Annotated in this window: 21 protein-coding genes; 16 read left to right on the top strand and 5 right to left on the bottom strand. The window is 48.7% G+C overall.

Annotated features, from left to right (window positions below):
- The first annotated feature begins 152 nt into the window (after positions 1 to 152).
- The 3 genes from F458_RS0105290 (at position 153) to F458_RS20040 (ending at position 3,705) form a co-directional block, all read left to right on the top strand.
- Positions 153 to 1,871 (top strand): hypothetical protein, encoded by a 1,719-nt coding sequence (locus F458_RS0105290; protein WP_018982346.1) that lies wholly within the window; start codon positions 153 to 155, stop codon positions 1,869 to 1,871.
- A 288-nt stretch (positions 1,872 to 2,159) separates the two neighbouring features.
- The gene (locus F458_RS0105285) at positions 2,160 to 3,083 is read left to right on the top strand and encodes a hypothetical protein (RefSeq protein ID WP_018982345.1); all 924 of its coding nucleotides are present in this window, start codon (positions 2,160 to 2,162) and stop codon (positions 3,081 to 3,083) included.
- 163 nt (positions 3,084 to 3,246) lie between these two features.
- A complete protein-coding gene (locus F458_RS20040) occupies positions 3,247 to 3,705 on the top strand; it encodes a hypothetical protein (RefSeq protein ID WP_018982344.1) in 459 nt (152 codons plus the stop codon).
- Here F458_RS20040 and F458_RS0105275 read toward each other — a convergent pair.
- From F458_RS0105275 to F458_RS0105265, 3 genes are all read right to left on the bottom strand, one after another.
- The gene (locus F458_RS0105275) at positions 3,702 to 3,968 is read right to left on the bottom strand and encodes a TIGR03643 family protein (RefSeq protein ID WP_018982343.1); all 267 of its coding nucleotides are present in this window, start codon (positions 3,966 to 3,968) and stop codon (positions 3,702 to 3,704) included. The genes F458_RS20040 and F458_RS0105275 overlap by 4 nt on opposite strands.
- Positions 3,969 to 4,005: 37 nt before the next feature.
- Positions 4,006 to 6,141 carry an exonuclease domain-containing protein gene (locus F458_RS0105270; RefSeq protein ID WP_018982342.1) on the bottom strand — a complete coding sequence of 712 codons (2,136 nt, stop codon included), beginning with the start codon at positions 6,139 to 6,141 and terminating at the stop codon, positions 4,006 to 4,008.
- An 80-nt stretch (positions 6,142 to 6,221) separates the two neighbouring features.
- Positions 6,222 to 6,515 carry a hypothetical protein gene (locus tag F458_RS0105265; protein ID WP_018982341.1) on the bottom strand — a complete coding sequence of 98 codons (294 nt, stop codon included), beginning with the start codon at positions 6,513 to 6,515 and terminating at the stop codon, positions 6,222 to 6,224.
- A gap of 99 nt (positions 6,516 to 6,614) precedes the next feature.
- Here F458_RS0105265 and F458_RS0105260 point away from each other — a divergent pair, with 99 nt between their 5' ends.
- The 3 genes from F458_RS0105260 (at position 6,615) to F458_RS0105245 (ending at position 7,938) form a co-directional block, all read left to right on the top strand.
- Positions 6,615 to 6,806, top strand: a complete 192-nt coding sequence (locus F458_RS0105260; RefSeq protein WP_018982340.1) for a CPXCG motif-containing cysteine-rich protein — start codon at positions 6,615 to 6,617, stop codon at positions 6,804 to 6,806.
- A complete protein-coding gene (locus tag F458_RS0105255) occupies positions 6,799 to 7,419 on the top strand; it encodes a flavin reductase family protein (RefSeq protein WP_018982339.1) in 621 nt (206 codons plus the stop codon). The genes F458_RS0105260 and F458_RS0105255 overlap by 8 nt, the downstream gene beginning before the upstream one ends.
- 225 nt (positions 7,420 to 7,644) lie before the next feature.
- Positions 7,645 to 7,938, top strand: a complete 294-nt coding sequence (locus F458_RS0105245; protein WP_018982337.1) for a high-potential iron-sulfur protein — start codon at positions 7,645 to 7,647, stop codon at positions 7,936 to 7,938.
- A gap of 54 nt (positions 7,939 to 7,992) precedes the next feature.
- Here F458_RS0105245 and F458_RS19065 read toward each other — a convergent pair whose 3' ends face one another.
- Positions 7,993 to 8,796 carry a substrate-binding periplasmic protein gene (locus F458_RS19065; protein ID WP_018982336.1) on the bottom strand — a complete coding sequence of 268 codons (804 nt, stop codon included), beginning with the start codon at positions 8,794 to 8,796 and terminating at the stop codon, positions 7,993 to 7,995.
- Positions 8,797 to 8,903: 107 nt separating this feature from the next.
- Between F458_RS19065 and prmA the strand changes: the two genes are divergently transcribed.
- From prmA to F458_RS19060, 10 genes are all read left to right on the top strand, one after another.
- The gene (prmA, locus tag F458_RS0105235) at positions 8,904 to 9,785 is read left to right on the top strand and encodes a 50S ribosomal protein L11 methyltransferase (protein WP_018982335.1); all 882 of its coding nucleotides are present in this window, start codon (positions 8,904 to 8,906) and stop codon (positions 9,783 to 9,785) included.
- A 222-nt stretch (positions 9,786 to 10,007) separates the two neighbouring features.
- Complete coding sequence (gene dusB, locus F458_RS0105225) at positions 10,008 to 11,006, top strand: tRNA dihydrouridine synthase DusB (protein ID WP_018982333.1); 999 nt, start codon at positions 10,008 to 10,010, stop codon at positions 11,004 to 11,006.
- Between the two features lie 31 nt (positions 11,007 to 11,037).
- On the top strand, positions 11,038 to 11,331 hold the full coding sequence (fis, locus tag F458_RS0105220; RefSeq protein WP_018982332.1) for a DNA-binding transcriptional regulator Fis: 294 nt from the start codon (positions 11,038 to 11,040) through the stop codon (positions 11,329 to 11,331).
- 84 nt (positions 11,332 to 11,415) lie between these two features.
- Positions 11,416 to 13,014, top strand: a complete 1,599-nt coding sequence (purH, locus tag F458_RS0105215) for a bifunctional phosphoribosylaminoimidazolecarboxamide formyltransferase/IMP cyclohydrolase (RefSeq protein WP_018982331.1) — start codon at positions 11,416 to 11,418, stop codon at positions 13,012 to 13,014.
- Between the two features lie 153 nt (positions 13,015 to 13,167).
- Entirely contained in the window at positions 13,168 to 13,980 is an 813-nt protein-coding gene (locus F458_RS0105210; RefSeq protein ID WP_018982330.1) for a class I SAM-dependent methyltransferase, read from the top strand.
- Positions 13,981 to 13,996: 16 nt separating this feature from the next.
- The gene (gene purD / locus F458_RS0105205) at positions 13,997 to 15,289 is read left to right on the top strand and encodes a phosphoribosylamine--glycine ligase (RefSeq protein ID WP_018982329.1); all 1,293 of its coding nucleotides are present in this window, start codon (positions 13,997 to 13,999) and stop codon (positions 15,287 to 15,289) included.
- 169 nt (positions 15,290 to 15,458) lie between these two features.
- Positions 15,459 to 16,361 (top strand): phosphoribulokinase, encoded by a 903-nt coding sequence (locus tag F458_RS0105200; RefSeq protein ID WP_018982328.1) that lies wholly within the window; start codon positions 15,459 to 15,461, stop codon positions 16,359 to 16,361.
- Positions 16,362 to 16,550: 189 nt separating this feature from the next.
- Positions 16,551 to 17,273, top strand: coding sequence for an osmolarity response regulator transcription factor OmpR (gene ompR / locus F458_RS0105195; protein ID WP_018982327.1), 723 nt, complete (start codon positions 16,551 to 16,553; stop codon positions 17,271 to 17,273).
- Between the two features lie 18 nt (positions 17,274 to 17,291).
- Positions 17,292 to 18,602 (top strand): two-component system sensor histidine kinase EnvZ, encoded by a 1,311-nt coding sequence (gene envZ, locus F458_RS0105190; protein WP_018982326.1) that lies wholly within the window; start codon positions 17,292 to 17,294, stop codon positions 18,600 to 18,602.
- Between the two features lie 62 nt (positions 18,603 to 18,664).
- Positions 18,665 to 20,140, top strand: a complete 1,476-nt coding sequence (locus tag F458_RS19060; protein ID WP_018982325.1) for a serine hydrolase — start codon at positions 18,665 to 18,667, stop codon at positions 20,138 to 20,140.
- A gap of 21 nt (positions 20,141 to 20,161) precedes the next feature.
- On the opposite strand, the gene F458_RS0105180 is transcribed toward F458_RS19060, so the two are convergent.
- The gene (locus tag F458_RS0105180) at positions 20,162 to 21,094 is read right to left on the bottom strand and encodes a LysR family transcriptional regulator (protein WP_018982324.1); all 933 of its coding nucleotides are present in this window, start codon (positions 21,092 to 21,094) and stop codon (positions 20,162 to 20,164) included.
- Positions 21,095 to 21,232 lie beyond the last annotated feature (138 nt).

Raw genomic sequence — 21,232 nt, 5'->3', positions numbered from 1 at the left:
AGGTGATACTGCCGCGTCTGACGGCCCCATCTAATATTCATCACGTCATCGCCAAATAACCTCTCGTTGTCTCAATTAGGTGGTACACTTAAACGAGAGCGAAGTTATGTCAGTGTTCTGAAGTTTGCTATTCACATTCAAAGGACACTGTTATGCACAGTTCGACATTACTACCGTTGTTATCAGCTCTTGTTCTGGCTGCCTGCACCACTGCAGACAGATCGGCCCAGCAGCAAACCAGCCAGATTGCCCAACCTGGCGATACGTCTATTTCAGATACCCAATTAATACAACAGGCAGGCGCCCCTTTATTGGGTGGACTTGGCGATTACACCCATCCCATCAGCAGCAAGATCTATGGCACACAGCGCTATTTTGACCAGGGAATGGTAATGGCGTCAGGGTTTAATCATGCCGAAGCTATTCGGGCTTTTAAAGCGGCGCAACGTTTAGATCCCGCATGCGCAATATGTTATTGGGGCGAGGCCATGGCGACCGGGCCGAATATCAATGTGACCAGCAACGGTAAAGCGGTGATGCAACCAGCCGAACGCGAAGCCGCTTATGCCGCGATAAGCAAAGCAAACACATTAGCACCCAACGCAAGTCAGCGTGAGCAGGATTACATCCAGGCCCAGACAACGCGTTACAATGGCGATCCTTCTACCTCAAGATCACCGTTAGACGAGGCATACGCGCAGGCAATGGCTGACCTGGCAGCAAAATATTCTGATGATGACGATGCTCAGGCGATGTATGCAGAATCGCTGATGGTCACCATGCCGTGGAATTACTGGCTGGATAGCAGCAAACCAAAGCCTGACACCGTAAAGGTAATAGAAGCACTGGAGACAGTCATGCAGCGGTCACCCGAGCACGCACTATCGCTGCATCTTTATATCCATGCGGTAGAAGCATCAGATAGACCAGAGCGGGCGGAACAGGCCGCCGATACACTGGCTGGCCTGGTACCGGGCTCCGGGCATCTTGTGCATATGCCCTCGCATATTTACTGGCGTATCGGGCGCTACAACGATGCGTCCGATGCAAATGTTAAAGCCGCCAATGTGGATGAAGATTATATTGCACAATGCAATGCGCAAGGCTTCTATCCTGCCCTGTATTATCCGCATAATATCCATTTTCTGTGGGCGTCTGCCAGTATGGAGGGCAGAAGTCAGGTGGCTATCGAAGCCGGTGAAAAGGTAGCCAGAAATGTCAATCTTGACCAAATCAAACAATTTCCTCCCATTGAGTTTTTCCACACTATCCCGCTACTGTCTTCAGTGCGCTTTGGTGACTGGGAGAAAATACTCGCGGCACCTGAGCCAGCAGATGAATTACAGTTTTCTAAAGGGATTTGGCAGTACGCGCGAGGAATGGCCAATTTGCGCACAGACAATCTTGCCGACGCTGAACTGGCTGCAGGCGAGCTTGAACAGCTCAAAAATCACGAGCGTATATTTTTATTAGATGGCAATGATTACCCAGCCAGTACAATTTTAGGCATAGCATCGGCGCTGCTTGCAGGCGAGCTTGACATGGCTCGCGGTAATAATGAGCTTGCTATTAACGCATTTAAGCAGGCCGTAGAGCTGCAGGACGCATTGCCCTATACAGAGCCGCCGTTTTGGTACTACCCCACCAGACAAACCCTAGGGCATGCATTAATTCAGACCAGTCAGGCAGCCGAGGCCGAAGCTGTATACCGTCAGGATTTAAAAAATTACCCACGCAACGGCTGGTCGCTGTTTGGTCTGGCCAGGAGCCTGGATATGCAGGGGAAAACCGAAGAAGCCCGGCAGGTCCGACAACGTTTCGACAAAATGTGGGCAAATGCAGATATTACCATCGACAGTTCAGTGATTTGAGATGGTTAAGCTCACCTGCGAAATCCTGCGCAGACGCCTGCGTATAAAGCATCAATCAACCGTGTCGATTAAGCTAATCATTATTTTTGCTTTTCGCGATTGTACGGATCAGCGTATGGTATGCATCAGTTGTAGGTCTCCCTGATGACTATCATGTGTATTCCTTCGGTGATGCGAATAAAGCGGATCCTTTTTTAGCCGGCCAGATGGTCGGCTTTTTTGTCTGCAATAAAACTGTCTTATCTGTGCCCTAGCATAAACGCCTCTTGATGAGTGACGTGCAAATTGATGGGCTATTTATTAAATATCATTATTATCATTAGCTGGGCTGTGAGTACCGTCGCCTGGGCAACTGCGAAAAACATAAGCTATACAGACAAACTGGATTTTCAGGTACGTTTCGACCAGCGTTCAAACCGCAACGAGCGATTTCAGTATCGCCTGCGTTATTACCCGTCACTTCAGCTTGATGCATCTGTAAGTCTGAACAGCATGATTGTGACAGGAGAACATTTCAACGCCAGCCATAACAGCCTGGATGGATCGTCAAATTACATCTATGCACGACGTTTGTTTGTGAGAAAACAGTATGAGCATGGCAAAACCGAAATTGGCGCCATCCCTACTTACAAAGGCCGCATATCCTCCTCCGGTCTGTCCAAGGATGGATGGGTTACAGGCGCACGCCATGTTTATATTTCTCAAGCCGGTAATGCGCTGGAACTCGTCGTGGGCAGGCTTGAGAGTCTCGACCCGGCGCATGCTTTGGACTGGCCCGAGAATCTGAATTATTTTGAACTTGAATACTCCGCTAACATAGATAGGTCTCGCAGTATGGAATTGAGCATTGAGCGCATGCTTAGTGGCAATTTTATACGCACTGAGTACCGCCAGACCCTGAGCAGACAAACCGAACTGGCGCTCGAGTTCATACAACGTCTGGATAGTAACCAAAGCAAATTTGTGACAGGACTTACAGGCACACTACGGTATCCTGATAACCCGCTCGAATACGGCATATATTACGCGTACAGTAGTCAGGATTTCGGTCCACGGGCAGAACTTACTGAGGATTTCATCGGCAATGGGCACAGCCTTTCTCTGGAGCTGGAAGGTAAACTCAGCCGTTTCCAGGCGACAGGTTGGTTTGTTCGTATTGACCTTGTTGAAAATACCCAGCGCTTGTTAACTGGCATTGTTATTAAGCTATAGAGAAAAAAAGGCCCGCCAGTGATGACGGGCCAAATAGCAAGAACGCGTACACACTTTAACAGTGCAGGATTATTTACGTATCGGCCATAAGTGCAGTTCACGGGACACCGGTTACGTTTTTTTAACGTGATGTAGGCTGGCGAGCTATGTAACCCTTTAAAGCATGAATACCCGAGCCAGTCAGATAGAACAACTCAAACACCTTCTGCCTATTGAGCAGCTTTCACTGCCTGTCCTGTTTGCGCTGCGGCTGTTATTTGATAAGCGAGACGATGTCAGCGATTTGGACCTGGATATTGCTGAATTAGCGCATTTTCCTGAGCGGATAACTGCCAGCTATCGCCAGGAGTGGGAGTTTTATGTGCGTCGGGCGCTTATCCGCTATTTGCGTGAGCACAGCCATACCCGAGCATCCATTCTGATTGACAAAATCCTGGCTGATGTCCAGTACATTCAGGAGCAAGACAGCCGCTATAAGGCGATGCTCAGGGTAATCGAAGAAACTCAAACTGTGATGACCACGGACAACACCCGCGTATTTCCTTCACCGTGGCGACAACAAATCATGGCACTAATGCTACCTGTGACAAGCGTCCTGGCTGAGCCGGGCGAGGATGATTAGCCCGCTCCCTGGGGCTTATATTGAGAGCGGCAATAGCCTCGGGTAATACCAGCCGGACGTAGTGCCGCATGCTTGGTTTTACGGCCACTGACGCGTTTGCGCCAGTTTTCAAACGCCCTACGTTTTAAGTGGCGGCGCATCAACGCAATCACGTCTTTTTCGCCGTATCCAAAACGTTGCTCAATAATGTCAAATGGTGTGCGGTCTTCCCAGGCCATTTCTATAATGCGTGACAATGTAGTCTCGTCTGGTGTGCTACTCATCAACTACCTTTTTCTATGAACAATCAAGGCTATTATTTTAACCTGCCTGTTGAGCAAAAAGGCGTTCATGGACAAGATTTAACAGTTGCCCCGCAGCCTGGGCGTCGGACATCGCACGGTGATGTCGCTCCATACCTATGTCAAAATACTTGGTCAACGAGGCCAGAGAATAGGAGGGCAGGCCCGGATAGGTTCGGCGCATCTGCACCACAGTACACAGTTTCGGCCTTTTAAATTCACGCTCCAGGCGGCTGAATTCCTGTTTAATAAAGCCATAATCAAAATTCACATTGTGAGCCACAAATACACAATCTTCGGTAAATGTGTCTATGGCATCGGCTACTTCACTAAACAGTGGCGCATCCGCCACCATACTATCAGAGATACCGGTGAGCCGGGTAATGGACGAGGGGATATGACGCTGCGGGTTAATCAGCGATTGCCAGCTGTCCACCACCTTACCCGCCACCATTTTCACCATACCCACCTCGGTAATTCGATGATAGCCGTTGTTACCACCGGTAGTCTCAATATCCACCACGACATAGGGCTGAGTGGGATCAGAAAACCAGTCTACCTGCGTAATATGCACATCAAAGCCGGCACGCTGCATGCGCTGAATAGAAGTAAGCTGGTTGCGGCGCAGGACATCGCCGGGGGCCTTGATTTCCTCAAATCGTAATTGATTATTCTCCAGTACCATGATGTCAGGAAAGCCATCCGATAACCCGGCATAGTCCTGGGCCATCATTTTCAGCAACTGCTTAACGGCCTCAAAGGATGCGTTATCAAGTAGTGCCCGTACAGTATCAAGCTGGTTGGCCCGCCACATAAAGACACTATTGACCTTACCGTAATGGGTAGCAGCATTTTTGGTGACGTGCTGCAATAAGCTTTCTGACGAGTGCAATCCACCTAATAGTGATTCAATATCATTGGCAAAGGTGTCGTAAAAACGATTATATTTGAGGCTCTGAGGGCGCCGATCAAATTCAGTTACCAGCTGGTCCTGCTCAAATAACAATGCCCAGAATGTTAACCCGAATAATGTACGCCAGAGGCGATTTTCAGTGCGCCACGCAACCACTCCCCTGCGTTTATACCAGGCAATAACACCGCGCTCCACATGTTGGTTCTGACTGATATCCAGCTGCAACGTTTTACTGGAGCTGCGTAACATATCGGTGAGCGCACTGGTGCGTTTTTTATGAAACTTTCTGGCGTAGAAATCTTCGGCGAAGGCCAGCAGGGAATCAGAACCAGGATTATCAATTATGGCTTCCAGCGCCACGCGGGCCGTTTCTTTATCGTCTTTAAAGGTCTCCCGCACCCATTTTTCCCGCGCCGCATCCCCCGGCGCATGCTCAAGTACAGCAAGCGCCAATTCACGATCGCTGTCAAGGAGCCGGACGCCCAGCTTGTGCAAGTATTTTTCAGCATAGGCAATACTGGCTGGTTCGCTGAAGGCGGGCCAGTCTGCCCGGCCAGCCTGTTGCAGTACGGTGTCATTCCAGTAGGGCATTTCATCCAGTGCACTGGCAAAATAAAATGCTGCCTGAGCATCTTCCAGCGAAGCAAATCTGGCCTGATCGGTTGCCGCGTCGGCGCGGGTGCGCATCACACCAAGGTCTCGCATAGAAAACTGGTTTAAACGGCCTTTGGTATTACCGAAGTAAAGAAACAGCAAGTAGCGCAGGCTGCGGTCAAAGGTCTTTACCAGATAGTCAGTTCGAGGCAGGGTTTCCGGCCAGCCATGAACATCGATGTATTCGAACAGTAATGCCACCAGCTCAGCTTTCTTAAGCTGATTTAACCTTTCTTTGACCGGATAAGCGGCCAGATATGCCAACAAGTCATTTTTGGTGACCACACCCGCAAAGTCTTGCATCGACACGTTTTCAGCCGGTGCAAACCAGCCGCTTTCAATCAGGTAATCAAGCTGTAGCTGGGGGGCATGAATCTCATTGTAATCAAAATGTGCGCGGTTAATAAGTGCATACTTACGATTTGCAGCACGCGCGATAATACATTGCTTATCGGCATCCAGTTGTCGAAATTGCTGAATAAGTTTACGACTCTGCGGACATAATAGCGGTGCATTATTGCCATCGAAAAACCGCAGAAATTCGTGGAAATGATCAAGATAATATCGCTCGGGCAGGGTTTTTCGCATATCAGAAGCACAACATTTAAACACTTCTATAGTGTATATACATACAGATAACATCTCAATCTGCAAAGATTAAATTCACGCTAAAGTTGTATGGCCTGCTTACTCACCCACTCAAAATGACGCGTTAGCTTTTCATCCTGTTTGAGGCGCTCAACGGTGTTCAGATGTTTCGCCAATTCCATTTCTGTATAAAATTTATGGATGCCATCATGACATTTGCGACAAATCGCCACTCCTTCATTAAGTTGCGCCTTTGAATAATGCTTCCTAAAGTAAGTTCGCCGGTGCATTTTTTTAGGGATCAAATGATGAAATGTCAGCCGCGTATAGCGAAAACATAAAGGACAATAGCCGGTCGCCAGCCGTTTACTCATGCAGCTACCTCTATCAATTGACTTATGTGTAGGTACCAATCCATCGACAGTTTCGATCCGTAATAATGCAGTCAAACAACAACTTAAAAAAGGGTTTTTATGAGTTTAGCCACACCCGCAACATTTCATTGTCCGTATTGTATGGAACCTAACGAAGTTGAAATTGATGAAATTAACGACACCGGTCAGATGCAGGTATTGGATTGCCAGGTTTGCTGCCAGCCCATTGAAATGACAGTGCATGGGCAGGGTGATTCCCTGACGGTAGAGGTACAACGGGAAAATGTCTGAAAAACGGTTTTTAAGCGCCGATATTGCGACTATGGAGCAGCGCTACCGGGCCGCGTTTATGAACAGTTTATCCGGGGTAAAAAGCGCCAACCTGATTGGCACCAGTCAGGGCCGCCATGTTAATGAAAATCTGGCTATTATAAGTTCGGTGGTCCACATCGGTGCTAATCCGCCTTTGCTGGGTATGATCATGCGGCCGCATACTGTGGTCCGTGACACACTGGAAAATATCCAGCAAACCGGGGTTTATACTATAAATCATGTCAGCAGTGAGTGGACAGAGGCTGCCCACCAAACATCAGCCAGTTATCCTTCGAATGTCAGCGAGTTTGATGCGACCGGCCTCACGTCATGGTATGCCGATGATTTTGATGCGCCCTTTGTACAAGCAAGTCCGGTGAAACTGGCCATGCAACTGGCAGAGATTATTCCTATTAAATTGAATAACACACAGTTGGTTATTGGTGAGATTTCATCTGTATGGATCGACACAAACGCCATAACCGCTGAGGGTCAGGTTAATCTTGACCAGCTCGGTGTCGCTGCCATAACAGGATTAGACACGTATCACACGATCAATCCGGTCGGCCGCTATGCTTATGCAAAGCCGTAATACAAGACAGAATTAGACCGGCGATCTGTTGCTTGCCGAAAAGGTCTGTAATTTCATTCAAATAAGCGTATACTAAATTTGAAACTAATGACTGCATTGCCAGCAAAGACACCGTCAGAGCGAAGCGATGCTAATGCTAAAAACCTGCCTGTTTAGGCAGGTTTTTGCGTTTAATGGGTCAAATAAAGAAGAATCATTTTCATTTTCGTTAACCGGAGTAACCTGATGAAAAGCGTTAACCGTCGCGATTTTTTACGCATGGCAGGCACCTCAATCATAGGTATCACACTGGGTGGTACTGCATTACGCGCGAATGCCCAGGAGCTTCTTAAAAAAGATGATCCCACAGCAAAAGCCCTTAACTATACGCCTAAGTCCACCGTAGATGGCTCAGTGTGTGGTAACTGCATGTATATTCAGGGTGAAGAGGGAAAGACCGAGCGCCCCTGCGCGATATTCCCCGGCAAGTTAATCAATGTTAATGGCTGGTGCAGTGCGTGGGTTAAGCGACCAGGGTAGCAGCCAAGTGAGTCCGTCAGTTGGCCAGACGCATTTACCCGGCGTAACACGCTCTTAGTTATCCGGTAAGGACTTTTCGCTGGCCGGCGTCACGCGTAAGCGATATTTATCGGCCAGTGCCTGATATCGCCCATCGCGCATCATTGCCTTCAACTCTTTATTAAATGCATTGCGCAGCGACTCGTCTGCCACCGCGGCCCGGTAAGATGTTTTACCAAATAATGGGTGCATTCTGATTTCTTTTTGGTGGGCAGCGGGTAGCTTACTGCGTAACCACGAAAAAATATTCTGGTCCATCACAGCAACATCTACGCTGCCCATCAGTAACATACGAACCTGTCGACTCTGATCGGCTATTTCAAGATACCCCTTATGTTCACTGACCATTTCAGTAAACTCAGCGCCAAGTACGTTTTGAGCTGTTTGAAAAGCCAGGACCGTGTATTGTGATAAATCTTTCACTGCATCAATCTGCAAATTTCTCGATGCCAGGGATATCGCCGTATTCTGATAGGTCACATATTCGTCAGTAAGAAAATTACGGCTGATTTTATGCCGGGGATTTACTGTTAACACAATGTCTGCCCGCCCCTGCTCCAGTTGTCTGAGCGATCGGCCGAAGGGCACATAAATGAGTTTTACTGTATGCCCAAGCCTGCTGAGAATATGTTTTGTTAACTCCAGCTCAAAACCGCTGTCAGTGTTGGTATCAACATATGGAGGCTTGTTCCAGCCGGCTACCACATCAATTTGACGGGCCACAGACGTTGTGCTGACAATAACTAACAGTAGAAGCAATAGCCTGTACATAAAAACCTGACCAATACCTTTTTGATTAAGAGCAGCTGTTGTTTCCACAGTAACATTACGGTCAAACCATGACGATGCAGAACGGTGAAATAGTTTTGGTTTGCCCCGCCCAAGAACTGTTAATATAGCGCAAAAATTACGAAACAGGATAAATTATGGCCTGGTTACAGCTTCGCATTGATACCGCTGCGGACTACGCTGAGCAGATTGGCAGTATGTTATCGGCCAATGGTGCCCAAGCTATTACATTTTTAGATGCAAAGGATACCCCCGTCTACGAGCCAAAGCCGGGCGAAACACAGCTTTGGCCAGACACCCAGGTGGTAGGTTTATTTGATGCAGCGCACGATATGCAAGGCGTGATTACGCGCTTGCGCAAAGCCAGAATACTTGGGCCGGATTTCACCTACAAGCTTGACCCCCTGGAAGATAAAGACTGGGAGCGTGAATGGATGGATAACTTTCACCCCATGCAGTTTGGTGAGCGTCTCTGGATTTGCCCAAGTTGGAGAGATGTGCCCGACCCTGACGCCGTCAATGTAATGCTTGATCCCGGTTTGGCATTCGGCACTGGTACCCACCCTACCACTGCACTTTGTCTGCGCTGGCTGGATAGCCAGAATCTGACCGGTAAAACTGTTGTCGACTTCGGCTGCGGCTCAGGTATTTTAGCCTTAGCCGCCTTAAAGCTAGGGGCGAAGCGCGTGGTGGGAATCGATATTGATCCGCAGGCATTGCAGGCTAGCACCGAAAACGCCAGACGCAATAATGTGGCAGAGCGGCTTGAGGTCTATTTACCCGAAGATCAGCCGTCTTTAGCAGCAGACTTTGTTACAGCCAACATTCTTTCAGGCCCGCTTTTAGCACTCCAGTCAGTCATTTCCGGCTATTGCAAGCCGGGAGGGCGTCTGGTTTTATCGGGAATTCTGGCTGAACAGGTAGAAAAAATCGAAAAGGCTTACCATCACGATTTTGAACTGGAGCCTGGTAAAATTGACGGCGACTGGGCCAGAGTTAGTGGCGTTAAGCGTGCTTAACCTATTGCTGTATTTGGAAAAAGCGCCTTCCAGCCGGCCAGAGCCATAGCTGTACAGCCCTTGTCTGTCATGCCCTCAAAGGCAAATCGCAGGTTCTCTGTCAAGCCCCCTTTGATAAATTTTGTTTGAATTTTAGCCTTTTCAAGGGGGGGCAAAATGCGTAAACTTAGCGCCCCGTTTTAGCCAAGTGTTCAAATTACAGTCAATTTTGGGTTACTAACGATGCAGATTGGTCCTTATCAGTTGGATAACAATTTGATGCTGGCGCCAATGGCAGGCGTCACTGACCGGCCTTTCAGGCAAATGTGTCGCCGGATGGGTGCAGGTTTAGTGGTATCTGAAATGCTATCAAGTAATCCCAGAGTCTGGAAAACTGCTAAGTCTATGCATCGCATGGATCACAGTGGTGAGGACGGTATCCGGTCTGTACAGATTGCCGGTGCCGACCCTGAACTTATGGCACAGGCAGCGCAATTTAATGTCGATAACGGTGCGCAGATCATCGATATCAATATGGGTTGTCCTGCCAAGAAAGTGAATAAAAAACTGGCTGGCTCAGCGTTATTGCAATTCCCCGATTTGGTGGAATCAATTGTAAAAGCTGTGGTGGCGGCGGTAGATGTCCCCGTCACCCTGAAAATACGGACTGGCTGGAATACGGATAATCGCAATGGTGTAAAAATTGCACAAATTGCAGAGCAAAACGGCATTCAGTCGCTGGCTGTTCACGGCAGAACACGCGCCTGCATGTATAAGGGCAATGCTGAGTATGACACCATCCGGCAAATTAAATCGGCGATCTCAATTCCCGTGATTGCCAATGGTGACATCTGCAGCGCTCAAAAAGCACGAGACGTGCTTGATTACACCGGCGCAGATGGTGTGATGATTGGTCGTGGCGCACAGGGAAACCCCTGGATTTTTAAACAAATTCAGCATTTCCTGGAAACCGGTGAAACGCTGGAAGCACCGCCCCTGTCAGAACAGCATCAGGTGTTGCATGAACACGTCGCCAACGTGCATGCCTTTTACGGTGATACTTCTGGTGTACGAATAGCCCGAAAGCATGTTGGCTGGTATCTTGCGGAGCATGACACGGAGCGTGAGTTTCGCAAAACGTTCAATGGTATTGAGCAGACAGATCTACAGCTCGAGGCATTGAACGATTATTTTCAATCGTTGCAGACACGGGAAACCCGACAGATTTCTCCTGCAGCATAGTGATGACTAACTTATAGAGCAAGAATGTATTATGTTCGATCAAAACGTGACTTCACCTTTTACTACGACAGTAACAACACCTTCTCAAACTCAAGCTCAAAAGCCGCTGCGTGACTCTGTTAAGCAGGCGGTAAATAAGTATCTTAAGCAATTAGATAACGCGAACATCGACAATCTTTATGAACTGGTGCTGGCAGAAGTAGAAGCGCCTTTACTGGAAGAAGTTATGACGTATACCCGCGGTAACCAAACCCGCGCGGCCATCATGATGGGCATCAACCGTGGCACACTTCGCAAGAAGTTGAAGCAATACGGCATGAACTAAGTATTGACGGGCCTGGCCCACCGAAGAGCACCTGATTACGGTGCTCTTTTTGTTTCACTCTTAGAAAAGTAGCAAAACACCACTATGCAAACACCCAAACCTATCAAACGCGCGCTGTTAAGCGTTTCCGATAAAACCGGTATTGTTGAATTCGCCGAAGCCCTCAGCCAGGCTGGCGTTGAGCTGTTATCTACCGGCGGCACGGCCAAGTTGCTATCGCAAGCTGGTCTGCCGGTTAAAGAAGTTTCTGATCATACCGGGCACCCTGAAATTATGGATGGCCGGGTAAAAACACTCCACCCGAAGATTCACGGCGGAATTCTCGGCCGTCGCGGTCAGGATGAAAGTGTTATGGCGCAAAATGAAATCGCGCCGATTGATTTGGTGGTGGTAAATCTTTATCCCTTCGCCGCAACAGTGGCAAAGGAAGATTGCACGTTGGAAGATGCAATAGAAAATATCGATATCGGCGGTCCAACCATGGTTCGGGCGGCGGCTAAGAACCACAAAGATGTGACGATTGTGGTAAACGCCAGTGACTATGACCGTGTATTACAGGAAATGAATACCAACGAAGGTTCACTGACCTACGAAACACGTTTCGACCTGGCCATAAAAGCCTTTGAGCACACCGCCGAGTATGACGGCATGATTGCCAATTACTTCGGTGCCCGGGTAGACAGTGTGCAGTGTGATGAAGACTGCGGCCATGATCACAGCGGGTTTCCACGCACTTACAATATGCAGCTGACTAAAAAGCAGGATTTGCGCTACGGCGAGAACAGTCACCAGGAAGCAGCGTTTTACGTAGAAAATACTGTTCAGGAAGCATCGGTAGCCACCGCTCGTCAGCTGCAAGGCAAAGCATTGTCATTTAACAATATCGCAGACACTGACGCCGCTCTTGAGTGCGTGAAGGAATTTGAAGAACCTGCCTGTGTTATTGTTAAGCATGCAAACCCCTGCGGCGTGGCCATTGGTCAGACCATTGAAGACGCGTACGACCGGGCCTTTAAAACTGACCCGACCTCAGCCTTTGGCGGCATTATTGCCTTTAACCGCACACTGGATGCCGCCACTGCACAGGCAATTATTGATCGTCAGTTTGTGGAAGTGATCATTGCACCCGCGGTAGCGGAGGCAGCGCAGACGATTATTAGTAGTAAGAAAAATGTGCGTTTGCTGGCTTGCGGTGACTGGCATGGACAGCTGACCGACGGGCTTGATTTTAAACGAGTCAATGGCGGTCTGCTGGTGCAGGAGCGTGACTTTGGCATGGTGGAAATGGACGATCTTACGGTTGTTACCAAACGCCAGCCTACTGAAGAAGAGTTGCGCGACCTGCTGTTTTGCTGGAAAGTCGCCAAATACGTTAAATCCAACGCTATTGTTTATTGTAAAGATGGCACGACTATAGGCGTAGGAGCCGGGCAAATGAGCCGGGTTTATTCCGCTAAAATCGCGGGTATTAAAGCGGCTGATGAGAACCTGGAAGTAGCCGGTTCTGTTATGGCGTCAGATGCATTCTTTCCGTTTAGGGATGGGATTGATGCAGCAGCCAGCGCTGGCATCAAGGCAGTGATTCAGCCCGGTGGTTCAATGCGTGACAACGAGGTTATCGCTGCTGCCGACGAACACGGTATTGCCATGGTGTTTACAGGCATGCGCCACTTTAAACACTAAGCCTTAAATCATTTATGCTGCGCCAGCCGTAGTGGGTGTAGGGCCCACTACTGTCTTTTACCTGACCATCAGAGTAGGTTATTCTAGATTGGTCCGTTACAGGCAGTTCAGGCGGGCATGGCACTTAACAATAAATGTATTTAAGGAAAATCCATGAAAACAACCTTGCGCGTAGTTGCCGCCTCATTGTTCGCTCTCTCAGCACAGCCAGCCATGGCTGACCAACTGAGCGACGCAGTCAAATCTGAACATCGCACAGCAGCTGCCAAAGTCCGCGATGAATACCGTAACCCTCAACAAACTCTGCGCTTTTTTGGAATAGAGCCTGACATGACAGTGGTTGAGATCTGGCCAGGCGGTGGTTGGTATACTGATATTCTTAGCAGTATGCTCAGCCCTGACGGTAAATTAATAGCCGCACACTTTCACGTTGATGAAGAGACCCGTGATTACTACAAAAAATCATTACAGAACTTCAAACAACAGATGGAAGATGGCGGCAAATACAGTGGTGTCGAACTTACTGCCTTTCATCCGGGTAAAGCAATGGAAATTGCCGAAGCCGGCAGTGCCGATGCGGTATTGACATTCCGCAATGTACATAACTGGTATATGAACAGCGGTCAGGAAGGGGTTGAGCAGGCCTTTAAAACCTTTTACAAGGCGCTTAAACCAGGCGGCGTGTTAGGGGTAGTGGATCACCATCTGCCGGAGTCTGCCGATGACGCCATGATGGAAAAAAGTGGTTATGTGAAACAATCCTTTGTGGTTGATGCGGCAAAAGCCGCCGGTTTCACGCTTGAAGCGCAAAGTGATGTGAACGCTAATCCTATGGATGATGCGCAACACCCTAAAGGTGTCTGGACATTGCCTCCAACCCTGGCATTGGGTGAAGAAGATCAAGTGCAGTATCTTGCGATTGGAGAAAGTAATCGCATGACCTTAAAATTTGTTAAACCTGAATAGATAACGGAACGCTGTAATGAACGTACTTGTTATTGGCGGCGGTGGCCGCGAACATGCTCTGGCCTGGAAGGCTGCTCAGTCATCAGCAGTAGAGACGGTCTTTTTGGCTCCGGGTAATGCCGGCACAGCCTCTGAGCCTAAACTGAAAAATGTCGATATCGGGGTGACCGATACTAATGCGTTGCTAACGTTTGTTCAGCAAAATAGTGTTGGGCTTACCATTGTTGGCCCCGAGGCGCCGCTGGTAGCAGGTGTGGTCGATGCGTTCGAAAAAGCTGGCGAGAAAATTTTTGGTCCCAGCCAGGCTGCCGCGCAGCTGGAAGGCTCAAAAGCATTTACCAAAGACTTTCTCGCCCGGCACCATATTCCTACAGCAGAATATCAAAACTTTACTGACGTTGAACCTGCGGTTGCCTACATGAAAGAAAAAGGCGCTCCTATTGTGGTCAAAGCCGATGGCTTGGCTGCTGGCAAAGGTGTTATCGTTGCAGAAACCGAAGAAGATGCAGAAGCGGCCATTCGCGATATGCTGGCTGGTAATGCCTTTGGTGAAGCAGGGAGCCGCGTGGTAATCGAAGAGTTTCTGGAAGGTGAGGAAGCTTCTTTTATTGTTATGGTGGATGGTCAGAATATTCTTCCTTTTGCTACCAGCCAGGATCATAAACGTGCCGCTGACGGCGACAAGGGCCCCAACACCGGTGGCATGGGCGCTTACTCTCCCGCGCCAGTGGTAACAGCCCAGATTCATCAGCGCGTTATGGATGAGATTATTGTTCCGACAGTTGAAGGCATGGCCGCCGAAGGGCACCCCTACAAAGGGTTTCTTTACGCCGGGCTTATGATCATGCCCGATGGCACTCCCAAAGTCATTGAATATAACTGCCGCTTTGGCGACCCGGAAACCCAGCCTATAATGATGCGATTGCAATCTGATTTGGTGGAATTATGCCTATCAGCCTGCGAGCAAAAGCTGGACGAACAGTCTGTTGAGTTTGACGAACAGGCTGCCGTTGGCGTGGTGCTGGCGGCCGGCGGTTATCCTGGCAATTACAATAAAGGTGATGTGATTACCGGTTTACAGGATGCTGCTGCAGTGGAGGGCAAAGTCTTTCATGCCGGAACGTCATTAAAACAAGGTGATATTGTCACCAGCGGCGGGCGCGTGCTATGCGCCACTGCACTGGGCGCAAATGTTACTGAGGCGCAGCAAAATGCCTACGCGCTGGTTCAGCATATCGGCTGGCAGGACATGTACTACCGTACAGATATTGCCCACCGCGCTATAGAACGTGAGAGTAAAGCGGGCTAAATCTGTCAGTTTACTTTCTTTTTGTTTTTTAAATATTTAAATCAACCGCGGAGGGTAAAGCGATGCGCTCCTCTTGCGGTTTTCATTTTGTTACTTCCCTCTCTCGCCTCTTGATTATTCGAACCTGCCAGCTTATAACTAGTGTCCGGCTTTATGCAGAATCAGCGCTATGTCCGTAAAACATCCAATTATAGCTATCACAGGTTCATCCGGTGCTGGCACGACCACCACAACCAACGCCATCCGTCATATCTTCAGAAATCTGAAGATCAATGCGGCAGTAGTCGGGGGCGATAGCTTTCACCGATACACCCGTCCGGAAATGGAAGTCGAGATCCGCAAGGCGCAGGAACAGGGGCGGCATATAAGTTACTTTGGTCCGAAAGCCAACGATTTTGATTTGCTGGAATCGTTGTTTCACGAATACAGCCAGTCCGGGCAGGGCCAGTTTCGACAATATTTGCATACATTTGATGATGCCGTGCCGTTCAACCAGATGCCTGGTACATTTACACCCTGGCAGGCACTACCGGAAAATACTGATCTATTGTTTTATGAAGGACTCCATGGCGGTGTCAAAACAGAAGAAAATGACGTCGCCGAGCATGTCGATCTGCTGGTCGGCATGGTGCCTATCGTTAACTTAGAATGGATCCAGAAAATCGTACGTGATACCACTGATCGCGGCCATTCCCGCGAAGCGGTAATGAGCAGTATTGTGCGTGGCCTGGATGATTATTTTCACTACATTACCCCGCAATTTTCCCGCACCCATGTTAATTTTCAGCGGGTACCTACCGTGGATACCTCTAATCCTTTCAGCGCCCGGGAAATTCCCTCGCAGGATGAAAGCTTTGTGGTAGTGCGTTTTCGCCGGGAAATGAAGAATGTTAACTTTCCTTATTTACTGCAAATGATTGATGGCGCTTTTATGTCGCGCATCAACACGCTGGTAGTGCCTGGCGGTAAAATGGGACTGGCTATGGAATTGATACTGACCCCGCTGATAGAAGATATTCTGGATAAAAAGCGCCGGGCCGGCCATCAAATGGACTGGATAAGTGATGACTGATCCGTCCCGCCGGGCAAGTGCCCGTTTCTCCCATTGCGTTGTAACAACTGTCCTTTAATACCAGCATATTGCTACTTAGAAAAGCCACACTGAAACCATTTGTAACATTCCAAATCACAGAAGCGCGCCGCCAGGCTTTTGTCGCCACAAAGTTCTGGGTATAGTTAAGAAAAACTCAGGATAACCATAATGAGTCAGGAAACGTCAAAAATTCTTGTTGTTGATGATGATATGCGCTTGCGCGGATTGCTGGAGCGCTATTTGATAGAGCAGGGTTTTCAGGTGCGCACCGCCGCAGATTCTGAACAAATGAATCGTTTGCTTGCGCGCGAAAATTTTCATCTGATGGTATTGGATTTGATGTTGCCTGGCGAAGACGGTCTGACTGTCTGTCGCCGCTTGCGTCAGGGTAACAGCGACCTGCCTATCGTGATGCTTACGGCAAAAGGTGAAGAAGTTGACCGTATCATCGGGCTGGAAATGGGTGCCGATGACTATCTGCCCAAACCATTTAACCCCCGCGAGTTGCTGGCGCGAATCAAAGCAGTGTTACGCAGAAAAGTACATGACGCCCCCGGTGCCCCGTCAAAGGGTGAGCAGATTGTTGAATTTGCCAGCTACAAGCTGAATCTGGCGACCCGTGAGATGAGCGATAACGGCAAGCCATTGTCACTCACCAGCGGCGAGTTTGCCGTATTGAAATCACTTGTTACCCATCCCCGCGAGCCATTGTCCCGGGATAAGTTGATGAATCTGGCCCGCGGCCGGGATTACAGCGCCCTGGAACGCAGCATTGACGTTCAGGTTTCGCGCTTACGCCGTATGCTGGAGGCAGATCCCGCCAACCCACGTTATATTCAGACGGTATGGGGGCTGGGCTATGTATTTGTACCCGATGGTGAAGCGCAATAATAGTCTGGTGGGGTATTGATGCGGTTACTTCCCAAAAGCGCTTTCGGGCAGACTGTACTTTTAATTGGTATGCTGTTGCTCATTAATCAGGTTGTGAGCTATCTCTCGGTTACCTATTACTTTATTCGCCCTACCACCGCACAGATTAACAGCCTGCTGGCTACGCAGGTTCAAAGTATGCTGGCCCAGGATCTGCTTTCGGCCAACCGCTTTAAGCAAATAGAATTTACCCGACAAACCGGCATCCAGATACTGGATACTGCAGCGGCCGAAGAGAAGGGGCTGGCGGGAGCCACGCCGTACCGCTTTATGTCTGTTCAGGTTTCCAGTCAGTTGCACCAAACCGCGGATGTGCGAGTAAGCACGCCGGCAGAGGATGCCCAGGGCGAACAGTCTTATCAGGTATGGATAGCGCTGAAAACACAACCTGATAAGTGGATAATGATTCCACTGTCGGGGTGGGCAAGTACTGATATTTCACCACTCACCATTTACCTCATGGTCATCGGTATATTAAGTGTTGTTGGTGGCTGGCTTTTTGTGCGTCGTCTCAACCGCCCTTTACATGCTTTACAAAAAGCGGCCTTAGAGGTGGGTAAAGGCCATTTCCCCCCGCCTTTAAAAGAACAGGGTAGCGCGGAAATTATAGAAGTGACCCGCGCGTTTAATCGTATGAATCAGGGGATTCGACAGCTTGAGAATGACCGCACCCTTATGACAGCCGGTATCTCACATGATTTACGCACACCGCTGACCCGAATACGTCTGTCTTCGGAAATGCTTACCGAAGATAATGAATGGATCCGTGAAGGCATTGTTAATGATATTGAAGACATGAATGCGATTATCGATCAATTCATTGAGTACGCGCGCCTTGATACCTCAGCCAGCTATGAAGACGATAACCTGAATGCATTAATTAATGAACTCACCGACGCCAGACACGTAGAAGAGAATCACGAAATCACTCTCAAACTGGGCGAGTTACCAGCCATCGCGTTAGATCGTGTTGGTATTAAGCGCGTGCTGGATAATCTCATCGAAAATGCGTTCAGGTACGGTAGTGACAAAGTCACTATTACGAGTTTTCACGATAAAAAGGCACAGCGCATCTATTGTAGGGTCCGTGATTTTGGGCCGGGCATTCCAGCTGAGCACTTGCAGAATGTTTTCTCACCTTTCATTCAGGGTGACAAAGCCCGCGGCAGTAGTGGGTCAGGACTTGGGCTTGCTATCTCAAGACGGATTATCAGTAGTCACCATGGTGATATTGAGCTGCGAAACCATCCTGAAAAAGGTCTTATCGCTGAATTCTGGCTGCCTGCCTAGAAAATCTTCAGGGGCAACGCTATGGTATACTTGAAGTCACTGCCTAATGTAAGGATGTATCTATGAGGCTGCTTTTCCGATTTTTTATCAGCCTGCTTCTTTTCGCCGGTTTTTCTGTAATCGCACAGGATCAGCCAAAATGGGCCATAGAGCGTATCGACAATCATCTTACCCGAAGTATTGAGCATGGTTTTTCAGGGGCTGTGCTCATTGCAAACGGCAACAATCTAATTTTGAAAAAAGGTTACGGCGATGCGGATCGGGAATCTCAGAAACCCATTACTACGGCAACGCTGTTCGATATTGGCTCGGTAACCAAGCAATTTACCGCTGCGGCTATTCTGTTATTGGAAAAGGAGGAAAAACTAAGCGTTAAGGATACCCTCGCCCGCTATTTCCCCTCTGTGCCACAAGATAAACAGAGTATTACCGTTCATCAGCTGCTCACCCATACCGCCGGATTACCTGGCGGCGTGGGTATCGACGACTTTACCCACGTTGAAAGAGATGCCTTTTTTAACCGGGTTATGAAGATGGATCTGCTGGAAAAACCAGGTGAAACGTTTCACTATTCCAATGTAGGGTATAGTTTACTGGCCAGAATCATTGAACTTGCCTCAGGACAGCCCTACGAGACATTTTTGCAGCAGCGACTTTTTCAACCGGCAAACATGCAGCAAACCGGATACCTGCAAAATAACATTGCTGACCAGGACACCGCCATTGGCTATCGTGAGGGTGTGGTGCCGGTAGCTACCACGCTTTCGCGCTATCGTCATGATAACCAGGTGGCCTGGAGTCTAAAAGGTAATGGCGGTTTAATATCTTCTCTGGATGACATGTATAGCTGGTATTTAGCGCTGCGTAACAACGTGATTCTGGATACCGAGCAGATTGACAAGCTGACAAAGGCTTATGTTAAACAGCGGCCTGATAATAATATTGCCTATGGGTATGGCTGGAGTGTATTCGATTCGCCCAAAGACACCAAAATGGTCGGCCATAATGGCTCAAATGGAGTTTATTATTTCGATCTACGCTGGTTAAAAAATGAAGACCTGGTAATCATTTACGCCTCTAATGCCATGGTGCAGGATACGCCGAGTGTCAGTGAAAATATTGAGCTCATGCTGTTTGACCATGTATTTAATCCGCCAACTTTTGCAGCCGGGCCGGTTACCGAAATACTGCGCGTGGCGGTAGCATTCACCGGTCCGTCTGAAACCTTACAGCGACGTATTAAAAGCCGTTTTGAAACCCAGCTTCAGGAACGCTATGTGCTTAATCGCGCAGGCCTTGCGCTGCTGGATGTTAACCAGGTTGAACGCGCGATTGCGTTGTTATCATTAAATGTCACCTTATTTGAGAACGATGGAAATTTGTGGGATAGCCTGGGAGAGGCTTACCTGGCGGCGAATAAATTTGAAGATGCTAAGCGATGTTTTGTCAATGCATTGGTTATGGCACCGGCGCAACGATGCTACTGGTGCGATAACGCAAAAGCCAAACTGGCTGCCATCAAGCAGCGGCAGCGATAGTGAGCCCTGTAACTTCGGTTTTCATAAATCTGTCGTCGTTATAGCATAATCCGCCAGAATCGCTTTTATTTCGCTTCTTACCAGACACCGTAACGGATCTTCATGGGTACGCGGATGCCAGACCTGCTCAATGGTCACCGGCGGGGTCTCTACCGGTGGGGTGTGCATCGCCAGTGCCGGCTCTACTTGGCATATGTGTGCGGCAATGGGCGCCAGGCAAGTCAGTAGCAAATCGGTAGACCTGATAACATAGGGCAGCGTTAAAAAGCTTGAGGCCCCGGCGATGACCTCTCGCTGCGCCCCCACTTTATCCAAAGCCTTATCCATGACGCCTTTCAGGTCACCATTTAATGTTGTCACCACATGTTTACAACGGATAAAATTTTTCAGGGACTGGGCCGCTCCCCAATACGGGTTTTGACGATCACTTAAAACAGCAAACTCAAATGAAGATAGCGCCTGTCGGTAAAAGTGATTAGGCAGATTGTCAAAAAAACCGGCGATGGCAATGTCGCAGTCGCCGTTTTCCAGCGCCTTCAGCGGAAACTCGCCAGTGGTATTACGAGTAACAATCCGCACCCCTGGCGCCTTTTGCTGCATCCGCCGGATAAGGTCCGGTAAAAGCATAAATTCTATAAAGTCTGTGGAATACAAACGAATAGTATCAGTGCGCCCGGCAATATTTTCCTCACTACTTCGAACGTAAAAGCCTTCCAGGGATTTAACCAGCGTACAAACTTCCTGCGCCATCACATCCGCTTTTGGTGTGGGAGCTAACCCGTGCCCAGAGCGCACAAATAGAGGGTCATCGAATTCTTGCCGCAACTTTTTCAGCTTATGGCTCAAGGCAGGCTGGCTTAGATTCATGCGCACTGAAGAGCGACTGAGACTTCGCTCTTCATACAAAATGGTAAACAGAACCAGCAGATTAAAATCTTTAGATGCGATATTCATATATTGAAAGACAATTATTTAAAACATTCATTTTTTATATTCAATATCATCCCTATTTTATATCTGTATAGCAAGGTTCGCCCTGCTGACCTAATTCAACGGGACCGACACGCCTACCACGAACGGCCTGACAGGTAC

Source organism: Salinimonas chungwhensis DSM 16280, assembly GCF_000378185.1.
GTDB lineage: Bacteria > Pseudomonadota > Gammaproteobacteria > Enterobacterales > Alteromonadaceae > Alteromonas > Alteromonas chungwhensis.
This window is presented reverse-complemented; position numbering and strand designations above follow the sequence as displayed.